Genomic DNA, 12,707 nt, shown 5'->3' with positions numbered 1-12,707 from the left:
TCTTAGATGATGCCGCCACCGCCTGCGGCCGAAGCCGGGCGCTCGGCGGCGACCTTCTTGCGGTAGCCGCTGGCGCGGTAGGTTGCTACCGGGTCGATCGCGCCGCCGGCGCGGCGGCGGGCTTCGGCGAGGATCGGCTCGACATCGGCGCGGTAGGCGCGCTTTAGCGTTTCGGTTGCCATCAGCGCGTCGTTCTCATCCTGATAACCGGCGAGCGCCTTCCGGTCGACGAGCAGAGCCTGCGCATAGGCGCGGCGGATTTCATTGGCGCTGTTGATCAGGCTCTCGATCGGATCGGTGACGTTATGCGACTGGTCGATCATATGGGCCGGATTGAAGTCGTTGACGCCGCGCTGCTCGGCATCGACGAGCTCGTTGAAGACGAGGAACAGGCGGTAGGGCTCGATCGAACCGGCGTCGAGGTCGTCGTCGCCATATTTCGAGTCGTTGAAATGGAAGCCGCCGAGCTTGCCGAACTGGATCAGCCGGGCGACGATCATCTCGATATTGGTGTTGGGCGCGTGGTGGCCGAGGTCGACAAGGCACTGCGCCTTGGGGCCGAGCGTCTGGGCGATCAGGTAGTTGGTGCCCCAGTCCTGCACGATCGTCGAGTAGAAGGCCGGCTCGTACATCTTGTGTTCGGAGAACAGCTTCCAGTCGTCGGGCAGCGCCTTGTAGATGTCGCCCATCGAAGCGAGATAGCGCTCGAAAGCCTTGGTGAAGTTGCTCTGGCCCGGGAAGTTCGAGCCGTCGCCGATCCAGACCGTCAGCGCCTTGGAGCCGATCGACTTTCCGATCTCGATGCATTCGAGATTGTGCTCGACGGCCTGGGCGCGGGTTGCCGCGTCGGTATGGCTGAGCGAGCCGTACTTGTAGGAATGCTTCTGGCCGGGCGCGTCCGAGAAGGTGTTGGAGTTCATCGCATCGAAGCCGAGACCGAGCGCATCGCCCTTGGCGCGCAGCTCCTTGGCATCGGCCTTGTCCCACGGAATATGCAGCGAGACATTCGGCGTCGCACGCGTCAACTCGTTGATGACGGAGCAATCGTCGAGCTTGTCGAAGATGCCGCGCGGCTCACCGGTTCCGGGGAAGCGTGCAAAGCGCGTGCCGCCCGTGCCGACGCCCCAGGAGGGAACGGCGACGAAGAACTCGGACACCTTGCGGGTGACGTTTTCGATATCGATGCCGCGGCGCGCAAGCGTAGCGCCGAGCGCGTCGTAATCGTCTTTCAGCGCGGTCGCACGCTTGTCGTTCTGCTGCGCGATTACATCCTTGGAAATCTTGAACTCGGCCATCAATTCCTCCCTGGAACGCGAACCATAGATGACCTGTCGCGTTCTATTGCCTGCATTTTCTCACAACCAAAGGGGCAAACGTGGACGTTATCCGCATTCTTCTAGCGATCATCCTGCCGCCACTCGGCGTATTCATGCAGGTCGGTATCGGCCTGCATTTCTGGCTCAATATATTGCTGACGCTCTGCGGCTACGTGCCGGGGATCATCCATGCAATATGGGTGATCCTCCGGAAATAGCTTACCGCGGGAAGCTCTGTGCGTTGCCGGCGTCGACGTTGATGATGTTGCCGGTCGACTTGGCCGAGAGATCGGACGCCAGGAAGTAGATGGCTTCGGCGATATCTTCCGGGAAGACGTTGAGCTTCAGCATCGAACGCTTGCGGTAATGTTCCTCGAGATCGTCCACTTCGATTTTCGAGGAGGCCGCGCGCTGTTCGCGCCATTCGCCGTTCCAGATCTTCGAGCCGCGCAGAACCGCATCCGGGTTGACCGTGTTGACGCGAATGCCGGCTTCCGCGCCTTCGAGCGCCAGGCAGCGTGCGAGATGGATTTCAGCGGCCTTGGCGGTGCAATAGGCTGCGGCATTCGGCGAGGAAGCAAGGCCGTTCTTCGAAGCGACGAAGACGACGTTACCGCCGAGATTCTGCTTGCGGAACAGGCGGAAGGCTTCGCGCGAAACGAGGAAGTAACCGGTCGCGAGAATATCGATATTTTTGTTCCACATCGAAAGCTCGGTGCTTTCGATCGGTGCCGAGGATGCGATACCGGCGTTGGAGACGAGGATATCGACGCCGCCGAACTCGACGCAGGATTCGGCGAAGGCCGAGATGACCGCATCTTCCCGGGTGACATCTAGCTTGACGCTGCGAACCGCGTCGGCGCTGTACTTCTTGGCGAAATCGGCTTCGGCGGCAGAGAGCGCCTCGGCGTCGATATCGGCGAGCACCACACAGGCACCCTCGCCCATCAGGCGGGCGGCCGTTGCACGGCCGATGCCACCGGCGCCGCCGGTGACGAAGGCAACTTTGCCGGCCAGGCTCTTCGGCTTCGGCATGCGCTGCAGCTTGGCTTCTTCAAGCAGCCAGTATTCGATATCGAAGGCTTCCTGCTCCGGCAGGCCCTGGTATTCGGAGACCGTCGAAGCGCCGCGCATGACGTTGATGGCGTTGACGTAGAACTCGCTGGCGATGCGGGCCGTCGCCTTGTCGCGAGCGAAGGAGAGCATGCCGACGCCGGGCACCAGGAAGATGACCGGGTTCGCATCGCGCATGGCGGGCGAATTGTCGTGCTTGCAGTCGTTGTAATAGCGGGCGTAATCGGCGCGGTAGGCTTCGAGTGCCGCGTCGAGACCGGAAATGATGGCATCGACATCCGGCTTTGCCGGGTCGAATTCGACGATCAGCGGGCGGATCTTGGTGCGCAGAAAATGATCCGGGCAGCTGGTGCCGAGCGCGCCGAGCGGGCGCAGGTTCTTCGAATTGACGAATTCGAGCACGGCATGCTGATCATCGAAATGGCCGAGCTTGCGCTCCTGCTTGCCAATGCGGCCGCGGATTTCCGGCATCAGGCGCGCAGCAATGGCGCGGCGCTCGGCAACCGGCAGGCTCTCGGTCGCCGCACCGCCGAAGATCGTCTTGCCTTCGGTCTGCTGCGCGAACCACTCGATCGCCTTGTTGATGATATCGAGCGTCAGCTCGTAGCAGGCCTTGGCATCGTTCGCCCAGGTGAAGAGGCCGTGGCTTTCGAGCACGACGCCCTTGGCATTCGGGTTGGACTTGACGAAGGCTTCGAGATCGAGGCCGAGCTGGAAGCCCGGACGGCGCCAGGGCAGCCAGCCGATATCGGCGCCGAAGATCTGCTGCGTCAATTCCTTGGAATTTTTGGAGGCGGCAATCGCGATGATCGCGTCCGGATGCATGTGGTCGACATGCGTGAACGGCACGAAGCCGTGGAGGGGCGTATCGATCGAGGCGGCGCGGGAGTTCAGGTTGAAGGTGCAATGCGGCAGGAAGCCGACCATGCGGTCTTCGTCTTCGACACCCTTGTAGATGCTCTTCAGCGAATCGAGCTTGTCCTGATAGAGTGTCGCGAAGCCATCAAGCTTGATGGTGCCGACGTCGCCGCCGGAGCCCTTCACCCAGAGAACCTTGACCTTTTCGCCATTCAGCGGATCGGTTTCCATCACCTTCGCAGAGGTGTTGCCGCCGCCGTAATTGGTGATGCGCTTGTCGGCGCCGAGGAGGTTCGAGCGGTAGAGCAGCTTGCCCGGCTCATCGAGTTTCGCCGCGTAACTGTCATCCCAACGGTTATCAAGAAGCCGAACGGTGGCCGCCATGTCATCCTCCCATGTGAGTTCTTGTGCGCAGAAAGATCCACGCTCTTGTCGTGACGGGTATCGCTCATCAAAATGCGCGTTGTCAATCGAAAACGATCAAAAACAGTTATTGTGCAGCGCAATATGAAATTTCTTGATCGTTTTTGATTGACAGCTTTTAACCGATACGAAATAAATGTGACACGGAGGAGCCAATGCACGAACGCGAACGCCATCGCATCATCATGAGCGCGGTACAGGAAAAGTCGGTCGTCACGATTCAGGATATCGCTGAACTGACCGAGGCTTCCGAGGCCACGATCCGTCGTGACATTGCGGCCCTTCACGTGCAGGGTAAGATCCGCCGCGTGCGCGGCGGCGCCGAGGCCGTTCACCCGCCGCAGCTGGGCAATCTTGCCGGCCGTCCGTTCCGGGTGTCAGAATCAGTCAATATCGATAAGAAGCGCGCAATTGCCCGCGCAGCCGTTGATCTCTGCGACCCCGGCGACGCCATCATCATCAACGGCGGCACGACGACATTCCAGATGGTTCACTTCATGTCCGGCCACCGGATGCAGGTGATGACCAATTCCTTCGCGATCGCCGAACATCTGGTGAAGCACTCGAAGAATACGGTGACGGTTCCGGGCGGCGTGATCTATCGCGAGCAGAGCCTGATCCTGTCGCCTTTCGACAATGACGCGATCCGTCATTTCTATGCACGCCGCTTCTTCTTCGGTGCCCAGGGCGTCGGCCCGCACGGCATCATGGAAGCCGATGCGCAGATCATTCAAAGCGAACAGAAGCTGATGCATCAGGCAGACGAGCTCGTCGTCATGGTCGATTCAAGCAAGTTCCGCCGCCGCTCGAGCCTCATTCTGTGCCCGCTCGAGCGCGTTTCGACGATCATCACGGACGATGGCATCCCGGAGGAGGCCGTCCGCATGATCGAGGATGCAGGTATCAAGCTCGTGATCGCGAGCGCAGCCGCACAGGCGGCAAGGGAGGATTCCTCGTCGGTCGCCTGAGGGGCGCCGGCCGGATGTCGTTAGACTTAATCAACGTGGGAGGATGAAAGCATGAAACTAGCAAAGAAACTTGCAATCGGCGTGGCATTTGCCGTCGCCGTGATGGCCGGCTCGGCCAGCGCCAAGGACATCAAGATCGGTCTCGTCGTGAAGTCGCTGGGCAACGGCTTCTTCGACGCCGCCAACAAGGGCGCGCAGGAAGCAGCCAAGGAACTCGGCGGCGTGGAAGTGATTTACACCGGCCCGACCTCGACGACCGCAGAAGGCCAGATCGAAGTCATCAACTCGCTGATCGCCCAGGGCGTCGATGCGATCGCCATCTCGGCAAACGATCCGGACGCTGTCGTTCCGGCCCTCAAGAAGGCCGCACAGCGCGGCATCAAGGTCATCTCCTGGGACTCCGGCGTTGCACCTGAAGGCCGTATCCTGCAGCTGAACCCGTCGTCCAACGAGCTGATCGGCAAGATGTGCCTGACGCTCGTCAAGGATCACCTCGAAGGCGGCAAGGGCGATTTCGCCATCCTGTCGGCAACGACGACCTCGACGAACCAGAACATCTGGATCGACCAGATGAAGAAGCAGCTGAAGGACTTCGCTGGCCTGAACCTTGTCACCACGGTGTACGGCGATGACCTCTCCGACAAGTCCTACCGCGAAGCTGAAGGCCTCCTGAAGTCCAACCCGAACGTCAAGGTCATCGTCGCTCCGACGACGGTCGGCGTTCTCGCCGCTTCCAAGGTTGTCGAAGACAAGGGCCTCGTCGGCAAGGTCTACGTGACGGGTCTCGGCCTGCCGTCCGAAATGGCCGGCGCGATCAAGTCTGGCGCGACCAAGGAATTCGCGATCTGGAACCCGATCGACCTCGGCTATTCCGCAACGCAGATCGCCTATCACCTCGTCAAGGGTGATGCCGACGGCAAGCCGGGCACGGAAATCGAAGCCGGCCGCATGGGCAAAATCAAGATCGACGACAAGGGCGAAGCCGCCATGTCCGATCCGTTCGTCTACAACGCTTCGAACATCGACCAGTTCTCCAAGGTCTTCTGATCTTTCGGAAACATCCGGACACCCGGCGGCACCATGCCGCCGGGCTTCTCTTTCTTCATGGTTTTGCTGATGACGACTGCCCTTCAAGAACCAGTCCAGGCCACAAGGCCCGATGACGCGCCCGCCATTCTCGAAATGCGCGGCATTTCGCAGATATTCCCGGGCGTGAAGGCGCTCGATAATGTCAGCATTGCGCTCTATCCGGGCAAGGTCACGGCGCTCATCGGAGAAAACGGCGCCGGCAAATCGACGCTGGTCAAGATCCTCACCGGCATCTACCGCCCGAACGAAGGCGAGATCATCGTCGATGGGCAGACTGTCAGCTTTACGAGCGCGCAGGCCGCGATCGACGCAGGCGTCACCGCCATCCACCAGGAAACCGTGCTCTTCGACGAGCTGACGGTTGCCGAAAACATCTTTCTCGGCCATGCGCCGAAAACCCGCTTCCGCACCATCGACTGGAAGGCGATGAACGAGCGCTCGAGGGAGCTGCTGATCTCGCTGGAAAGCAATATCGATCCGACGATCCGCCTCAAGGACCTCTCGATCGCGCAGCGCCATCTGGTGGCGATCGCCCGTGCGCTGTCGATCGAGGCCCGGATCGTCATCATGGACGAGCCGACGGCCGCCCTTTCGCGCAAGGAGATCGACGATCTCTTCCGCATCGTCCAGGGCCTGAAGGCCAAGGGCAAGGCGATCCTCTTCATCAGCCACAAGTTCGACGAGCTCTACGAGATCGCCGACAATTTCGCCGTCTTTCGCGACGGCAAGGCGGTCGGTGCCGGGCGTCTCAAGGAGACGCCGCAGGATACGATCGTCAAGATGATGGTCGGCCGCGACGTCGAGAACGCCTTCCCGAAGATCGACGTGGCGATCGGCGCTCCGGTCATGAGCGTCGAGAAATACTGTCACCGTACAGAATTCCGCGACATTTCCTTCACGCTCCGCAAGGGCGAAATCCTCGGCGTCTACGGCTTGATCGGCGCCGGCCGCTCCGAGCTCAGCCAGTCGCTGTTCGGCATCACCAAGCCGCTCTCCGGCCGCCTGACGCTTGAGGGCAAGGAGCTTTCGATCAATTCGCCGCTCGACGCGATCCGTGCGGGCATCGTCTATGTGCCGGAAGAACGCGGCCGTCACGGTCTGGCGCTGCCGATGCCGATCTATCAGAACATGACCTTGCCCTCGCTAACGCGCACCTCGCGCAAGGGCTTCCTGAAGGCTGCGGAAGAATTCGCCCTCGCCCGCAAATATGCCGAGCGGCTGGATCTGCGCGCGGCCGCGCTCTCAGTGCCCGTCGGCACGCTTTCGGGCGGCAACCAGCAGAAGGTCGTCATCGGCAAGTGGCTCGCCACCATGCCGAAGGTCATCATTCTCGACGAGCCGACCAAGGGCATCGATATCGGCTCCAAGGCCGCCGTCCACGGCTTCATCAGCGAGCTCGCGGCCGAGGGCCTGTCGATCATCATGATCTCTTCGGAACTGCCGGAGATCATCGGCATGTCCGATCGCGTGCTGGTGATGAAGGAAGGCCTTTCGGCCGGTCTCTACGACCGCGACAAACTCTCGCCGGAAGTGCTGGTGCGCGCGGCGACCGGAAATGCGTGAGGTAAAAGCATGGCAAGACTGATCAGAAAACGCGAAACCCTGCTTTTCGTCATCATAGTCGTGATGATCGGCATCTTCTCGACGCGCGCGTCCGATTTCGCGACGCCGTCCAACCTCGCCGGCATCTTCAACGACACCTCGATCCTGATCATCCTGGCGCTGGCGCAGATGACCGTCATCCTGACGAAATCGATCGACCTGTCGGTCGCTGCCAACCTCGCCTTTACCGGCATGGCGATCGCCATGCTGAACGCCGCCTATCCCGGTATCCCATTGATCGTGCTGATCGTCGCGGCGATCGCGATCGGCGCCGCACTTGGCGCCATCAACGGCTTCCTCGTGTGGGCGCTCGAAATACCGCCGATCGTCGTTACGCTGGGCACGCTGACGATCTATCGCGGCATGGCCTTCGTTCTCTCGGGCGGCGCCTGGGTCAACGCCCATCAGATGACGCCGACTTTCCTTTCTGTACCGCGCGAGCCGATTCTCGGCCTGCCGGTCTTGAGCTGGGTCGGCATCATCATCGTGCTTCTGATGTACATGCTTCTGAAATACACGCAGTTCGGCCGCTCGGCCTATGCGACCGGCGGCAATCCGACCGCCGCCGTCTATGCCGGGATCGATACCGGCTGGACGAAGTTCCTCGCCTTCGTGCTCTCGGGCGCACTCGCTGGCCTTTCCAGCTATCTCTGGGTCTCGCGCTATGCCGTCGCCTATGTCGATATCGCCAACGGTTTCGAGCTCGACAGCGTTGCGGCCTGCGTTATCGGCGGCATCTCGATTGCCGGTGGCGTCGGCTCGGTCATCGGCACCGTTCTCGGCGCGCTGTTCCTCGGCGTCATCAAGAACGCCTTGCCCGTCATCGGCATTTCGCCCTTCACACAGATGGCGATCTCGGGGACGGTCATCATCCTCGCCGTCGTCTTCAACGCCCGGCGTGAACGCAATCGCGGCCGCATCATCCTGCGGGACAAGGCAGCAGCAGAGGTGGCAGCATGAGCACCGTTTCGTCAACAACACCTGAAAAGCGCGTCGTTCCCGATCGGCTGGGCACGCCTTTCCGCCGCATCATGTCGAGCTGGGAAGTCCTGCTCTTCGGCGTCGCCGTGCTGATCTTCATCTTCAATTCCGTGGCGTCGCCCTATTTCCTCGATGCCTGGAACCTCTCGGACGCGACCTTCAACTTCACCGAAAAGGCGATGATCGCCTTTGCCATGGCGCTGCTCGTCATCGCCGGTGAAATCGACCTCTCCGTCGCCGCCATCATCGCGCTTGCCTCGACGGCGATGGGTGCTGCCGTTCAGGCCGGCTTCGGCACGCCCGTCATCGTGCTGATCGGCATCGGAACCGGCCTCCTGTGCGGCATCTTCAACGGCTTCCTGGTTTCGGTAATGAAACTGCCGTCGATCGTCGTGACCATCGGCACGATGAGCCTGTTCCGCGGCATTTCCTATATCGTGCTCGGCGACCAGGCCTACGGCAAGTATCCGGCCGATTTCGCCTATTTCGGCCAGGGCTATGTCTTCTGGGTGTTCTCCTTCGAATTCGTGCTGTTCATCGTGCTGGCGATCGTCTTCGCGATCCTGCTGCATGCGACGAATTTCGGCCGCCAGATCTACACGATCGGCAATAACGAGTTCGCCGCCCGCTTCTCCGGCATCCCGGTCGAGCGCATCAAGTTCATCCTTTTCGTGCTGACAGGCGTGATGAGCGGCATCGCAGCCGTCTGCCTGACCTCGCGCCTCGGCTCGACGCGCCCCTCGATCGCCCAGGGATGGGAGCTCGAAGTGGTGACCATGGTGGTGCTCGGCGGCGTATCGATCCTCGGCGGCTCCGGCACGATCGGCGGCGTCGTTATCGCCGCCTTCGTCATGGGTCTGGTGACCTTCGGCCTTGGCTTGCTCAATGTTCCCGGCATCGTCATGTCGATCTTCATCGGCCTGCTCCTGATCATCACCATCGCCATCCCGATCATCGCCCGCCGCATCAAGCTGATGAGCTCCAAATGACCATGCAGAAGCACGCCTTCAAGATGAAGCTCAATCCGGGCATGGAAGCCGAATACATCAAGCGGCATGACGAGATTTGGCCGGAACTGGTTGATCTCCTGCATAAATCCGGCGCGAGCGATTACTCGATCCATCTCGACCGCGAGACCAACACGCTGTTCGGCGTGCTGACGCGCCCGGCCGATCACACGATGGCGAGCCTGCCGGAGCATCCGGTGATGAAGAAGTGGTGGGCGCATATGGCCGACATCATGGCTAGTAACCCCGACAATTCGCCCGTCCAAAGCGATCTCGTCACCGTCTTCCATATGCCATGAGCAGCTACCGCCGCATCGCCGTTCTCGATATCGGCAAGACCAACGCCAAGGTCGTCGTCCTCGACGCCGAAACCGGCGCCGAGATCGCCTCCGCCAAGATGGCGAATACCGTTCTGAAGGACGGGGTCTATCCGCATTACGATGTCGAAGCGCTCTGGTCCTTCATGCTCGATGCCTTCCGGCGCTTCGCCAGGGAGCTGGGTTTCGAGGCAATCTCGATCACCACCCATGGTGCATCGGCCGCTCTGCTTGGGGCCGGTGGCACGCTGGCCATGCCTGTCATCGATTACGAGCACGAGTACCCGCAGGCGATCCGCGATGCCTATACCGCGCTTCGCCCGCCCTTCGCCGAGACCTATTCGCCGCGTCAGACGATGGGCCTGAATATCGGCGCCCAGCTGCATTATCAGAAGACGGCTTTTCCGGATGACTTCGCGAAGGTCGCCGCGATCGTCACCTATCCGCAATACTGGGCGGCGCGGCTGACCGGTGTTGCCGCCAACGAGGCGACGTCGCTCGGCTGCCATACCGATCTGTGGAACCCGAAGACCGGGCAATATTCGACGCTTGTCGATACACTCGGCATTCGCGATCTGATGGCGCCGATCCGCTCGGCCTTCGATGCGCTCGGCCTGCTGCTGCCGGAGATTGCCGAGGAGATCGGTATCTCCGTCCCGGTCTATTGCGGCATCCACGATTCCAACGCCTCGCTGCTGCCGCATCTGGTTGCCCGCGAAGCGCCCTTCGCCGTCGTCTCGACCGGCACCTGGGTGGTCAATTTCGGCGTCGGTGGTGATCTGGAACATCTCGATGCAAAGCGCGATGCGCTGGCCAATGTCGATGCGTATGGCCGCGCCGTCCCCTCCTCCCGCTTCATGGGCGGGCGTGAGTTCGAAATCCTTTCGGCCGAGATCGGCAAGGTTTCCGAGGAGGACGCGATCGCTGCCCTGCCGGCCGTCATCTCCGGCAAGATCATGCTGCTTCCCAATGTGGCGCCAGGTTCCGGCCCCTTCCCCGGACGGGAAAGACAATGGATCAATGCCGGTGCGGCAAGCCCTGCCGAGCGCTATGCGGCCGCATGCGTCTATCTCGCGCTGATGAGCCAAGCCTGCCTCGATCTGATTGGTGCCAAAGGGCCTGTGATCGTCGAGGGACCGTTCTCGACGAACGGTCTTTATCTCAAGCTCGTGGCGGCACTGACGCAGCGCCAGGTCATCGCGCTTCCCGGCTCGACCGGCACCAGCCAGGGCGCTTCGCTGCTGACCGGCGTCAAGCCGGCGCCGACCAAAGAGACGGGTTTTGAGCCGTCCGATATCGCCGGGCTCGCGGCTTATCGCACCGCTTGGTATGCGCTGACGGAATAACAGTCTTTCCAAGGGCGCGCTTTACCCCATCTATCTCAGGCGTTTAGTTTGCGCGCACACATCAGGTGGAGGAAATACCATGACAGATTCAGCCTTCGATCCGCGCGCCCTTGCGGCCAAGCTTCGCAGCCTTCGCAACGCCGGCAAGCAGGCCTCCACCGCGGAGTTCCCGCTGCCCGGCGACCATCGCCAGGCCATGGATGCGCAGAATTTCCTTTCGGCCGAGGAAGGCATTCGCAGCAATGCCTGGAAGGTGGCGATGCCGGCGGACAATCAGCCGGTAACGGCGCCGCTGCATCCCTATGTCGAGGCCGTCTCGGGCGCGAAGCTCCCCTGGGTCGCGGGCATGAAGTACGAAGCGGAGATCGCGGTGCGGCTCGGCAAGGACCTGCCGATCCGCAGCAGCGGCAAATACACCCGCGCCGAGATCGCCGATGCCGTTGCCGATGCCTATCTCGGTGTCGAGCTGTCGTGGACCGCGGTCGCCGAGGGCAACAAGATTTCTCCGCTGCTCTTCCTCGCAGACCGCCTTGCCAATCTCGGCTACGTGCTCGGTCAGGTGCTGCCGCGATCGATCCTCGATACCTGCACCGGCACACCGCTGAAGGTGACACTGAACGGCCAGCCGATCTATGATGCGACGGCCCAGCATGTGAAGGTCGATGTGCTCACCTGGCTGGTCGACTATGCCAACGACACGTTCCGGCCCGACAGCTCGCTGCGCTCCGGCGCAGTCATCACCACCGGTTCGCTCTGCGGCGCGATCGAGCTTGCCTCGGGCGGCGAGCTCGACACGACGCTCGGCGATGCCAAGATGCATCTGTCGCTGACGCAGTAATCAGTCCCTGTTGCGGAACATCTCGATGATGGCGGAAAAGTCCTTTCCGCCATTGCCGAGCTTTTCAAACAAGGCATAAAGCTGCGCTGCCTCGGCGCCGAGCGGTGTTGATGCGCCGCTCGACAGTGCCGCTTCCTGCGACAGCCGCAAGTCTTTCAGCATCAAAGCCGCAGCAAAGCCCGGCTTATAGTCATTGTTGGCAGGCGATGTTGGCACCGGCCCCGGAACCGGGCAATAGGTATTAATCGACCAGCACTGGCCCGATGACGTCGATGCGACGTCGAACAGCGCCTGATGCGAGAGACCCAGTTTCTCGGCAAGCACGAAGGCCTCGCAGACGCCGATCATCGAAATGCCGAGGATCATGTTGTTGCAGATCTTCGCGGCCTGCCCCGCTCCCGCCTCGCCGCAATGGACGATCTTCTTGCCCATCGCCTCGAGGATGGGCTTCGCCTTGGCGAAGCTCTCGTCTGATCCACCGGCCATGAAGGTCAGCGTTCCCGCCGTCGCCCCGCCGGTGCCGCCCGAGACCGGAGCATCGAGCGACAGGCAGCCGGCTGCCTTCGCAAGATTATGCGCCTTGCGCGAACTCTCGACATCGATGGTCGAGCAGTCGATGACCAGCGATCCCTCTGCCGCTGATTGCAGGATATCGGCCCAGGCGGTCAGCACATGCTTTCCCTGCGGCAGCATGGTGACGATGATCTCGGCATCCTTGACGGCCTGGCTGGCATGGCTGGCGGGCTTCACGCCGCTTTCTTCCGCCGCCTTCAGCACCGTGGCTGCTAGGTCGAAGCCGGTCACCTGATGGCCCGCCTTGACGAGATTGGCAGCCATCGGGCCGCCCATATTGCCGAGGCCGATGAACGCGATCCGTGCCATTGGTGT

General features: G+C 61.5%; 12 protein-coding genes. 9 read left to right on the top strand and 3 right to left on the bottom strand.

All coding sequences use genetic code 11. The features are described from left to right. Nucleotides 1–2: 2 nt before the first annotated feature. Nucleotides 3–1,295 carry an L-rhamnose catabolism isomerase gene (rhaI, locus tag ACODR6_RS08365; protein ID WP_449100027.1) on the bottom strand — a complete coding sequence of 431 codons (1,293 nt, stop codon included), beginning with the start codon at nt 1,293–1,295 and terminating at the stop codon, nt 3–5. Nucleotides 1,296–1,375: 80 nt separating this feature from the next. Between rhaI and ACODR6_RS08360 the strand changes: the two genes are divergently transcribed. Next, nucleotides 1,376–1,534, top strand: coding sequence for a YqaE/Pmp3 family membrane protein (locus tag ACODR6_RS08360; RefSeq protein ID WP_449100028.1), 159 nt, complete (start codon nt 1,376–1,378; stop codon nt 1,532–1,534). Between the two features lies 1 nt (nt 1,535). On the opposite strand, the gene ACODR6_RS08355 is transcribed toward ACODR6_RS08360, so the two are convergent. Next, nucleotides 1,536–3,632 carry a bifunctional rhamnulose-1-phosphate aldolase/short-chain dehydrogenase gene (locus ACODR6_RS08355; protein WP_489022160.1) on the bottom strand — a complete coding sequence of 699 codons (2,097 nt, stop codon included), beginning with the start codon at nt 3,630–3,632 and terminating at the stop codon, nt 1,536–1,538. A 194-nt stretch (nt 3,633–3,826) separates the two neighbouring features. Here ACODR6_RS08355 and ACODR6_RS08350 point away from each other — a divergent pair, with 194 nt between their 5' ends. The 8 genes from ACODR6_RS08350 (at nt 3,827) to ACODR6_RS08315 (ending at nt 11,819) form a co-directional block, all read left to right on the top strand. Then, nucleotides 3,827–4,639, top strand: coding sequence for a DeoR/GlpR family DNA-binding transcription regulator (locus tag ACODR6_RS08350; protein ID WP_112720559.1), 813 nt, complete (start codon nt 3,827–3,829; stop codon nt 4,637–4,639). 51 nt (nt 4,640–4,690) lie between these two features. Beyond that, entirely contained in the window at nt 4,691–5,686 is a 996-nt protein-coding gene (gene rhaS, locus ACODR6_RS08345; protein WP_112720560.1) for a rhamnose ABC transporter substrate-binding protein, read from the top strand. A 69-nt stretch (nt 5,687–5,755) separates the two neighbouring features. Next, nucleotides 5,756–7,291, top strand: coding sequence for a sugar ABC transporter ATP-binding protein (locus tag ACODR6_RS08340; RefSeq protein WP_489022157.1), 1,536 nt, complete (start codon nt 5,756–5,758; stop codon nt 7,289–7,291). 9 nt (nt 7,292–7,300) lie between these two features. Next, the gene (locus tag ACODR6_RS08335; protein ID WP_199628086.1) at nt 7,301–8,290 is read left to right on the top strand and encodes an ABC transporter permease; all 990 of its coding nucleotides are present in this window, start codon (nt 7,301–7,303) and stop codon (nt 8,288–8,290) included. Continuing rightward, complete coding sequence (locus tag ACODR6_RS08330; RefSeq protein WP_489022154.1) at nt 8,287–9,300, top strand: ABC transporter permease; 1,014 nt, start codon at nt 8,287–8,289, stop codon at nt 9,298–9,300. The genes ACODR6_RS08335 and ACODR6_RS08330 overlap by 4 nt, the downstream gene beginning before the upstream one ends. Further along, nucleotides 9,297–9,617, top strand: a complete 321-nt coding sequence (gene rhaM, locus ACODR6_RS08325) for an L-rhamnose mutarotase (protein WP_203430836.1) — start codon at nt 9,297–9,299, stop codon at nt 9,615–9,617. Before ACODR6_RS08330 ends, rhaM begins: the two co-directional genes overlap by 4 nt. Then, entirely contained in the window at nt 9,614–10,981 is a 1,368-nt protein-coding gene (locus tag ACODR6_RS08320; protein WP_489022151.1) for an FGGY-family carbohydrate kinase, read from the top strand. The genes rhaM and ACODR6_RS08320 overlap by 4 nt, the downstream gene beginning before the upstream one ends. A gap of 79 nt (nt 10,982–11,060) precedes the next feature. Continuing rightward, entirely contained in the window at nt 11,061–11,819 is a 759-nt protein-coding gene (locus tag ACODR6_RS08315) for a fumarylacetoacetate hydrolase family protein (RefSeq protein ID WP_489022149.1), read from the top strand. Here the strand turns inward: ACODR6_RS08315 and mmsB are convergent, their stop codons facing one another. Continuing rightward, nucleotides 11,820–12,701 (bottom strand): 3-hydroxyisobutyrate dehydrogenase, encoded by an 882-nt coding sequence (gene mmsB / locus ACODR6_RS08310; RefSeq protein ID WP_489022148.1) that lies wholly within the window; start codon nt 12,699–12,701, stop codon nt 11,820–11,822. Between the last annotated feature and the right edge of the window lie 6 nt (nt 12,702–12,707).

The organism is Rhizobium sp. FG96 (assembly GCF_057808655.1).
This window is presented reverse-complemented; position numbering and strand designations above follow the sequence as displayed.

What these genes read in the sequence shown, in the direction of transcription:
- mmsB (WP_489022148.1), bottom strand. Translation starts at nt 12,701, where the DNA reads ATGGCACGGATCGCGTTCATCGGCCTCGGCAATATGGGCGGCCCGATG.
- ACODR6_RS08335 (WP_199628086.1), top strand. Translation starts at nt 7,301, where the DNA reads ATGGCAAGACTGATCAGAAAACGCGAAACCCTGCTTTTCGTCATCATA.
- rhaI (WP_449100027.1), bottom strand. Translation starts at nt 1,295, where the DNA reads ATGGCCGAGTTCAAGATTTCCAAGGATGTAATCGCGCAGCAGAACGAC.
- rhaS (WP_112720560.1), top strand. Translation starts at nt 4,691, where the DNA reads ATGAAACTAGCAAAGAAACTTGCAATCGGCGTGGCATTTGCCGTCGCC.
- ACODR6_RS08315 (WP_489022149.1), top strand. Translation starts at nt 11,061, where the DNA reads ATGACAGATTCAGCCTTCGATCCGCGCGCCCTTGCGGCCAAGCTTCGC.
- rhaM (WP_203430836.1), top strand. Translation starts at nt 9,297, where the DNA reads ATGACCATGCAGAAGCACGCCTTCAAGATGAAGCTCAATCCGGGCATG.
- ACODR6_RS08320 (WP_489022151.1), top strand. Translation starts at nt 9,614, where the DNA reads ATGAGCAGCTACCGCCGCATCGCCGTTCTCGATATCGGCAAGACCAAC.
- ACODR6_RS08330 (WP_489022154.1), top strand. Translation starts at nt 8,287, where the DNA reads ATGAGCACCGTTTCGTCAACAACACCTGAAAAGCGCGTCGTTCCCGAT.
- ACODR6_RS08340 (WP_489022157.1), top strand. Translation starts at nt 5,756, where the DNA reads ATGACGACTGCCCTTCAAGAACCAGTCCAGGCCACAAGGCCCGATGAC.
- ACODR6_RS08355 (WP_489022160.1), bottom strand. Translation starts at nt 3,632, where the DNA reads ATGGCGGCCACCGTTCGGCTTCTTGATAACCGTTGGGATGACAGTTAC.
- ACODR6_RS08350 (WP_112720559.1), top strand. Translation starts at nt 3,827, where the DNA reads ATGCACGAACGCGAACGCCATCGCATCATCATGAGCGCGGTACAGGAA.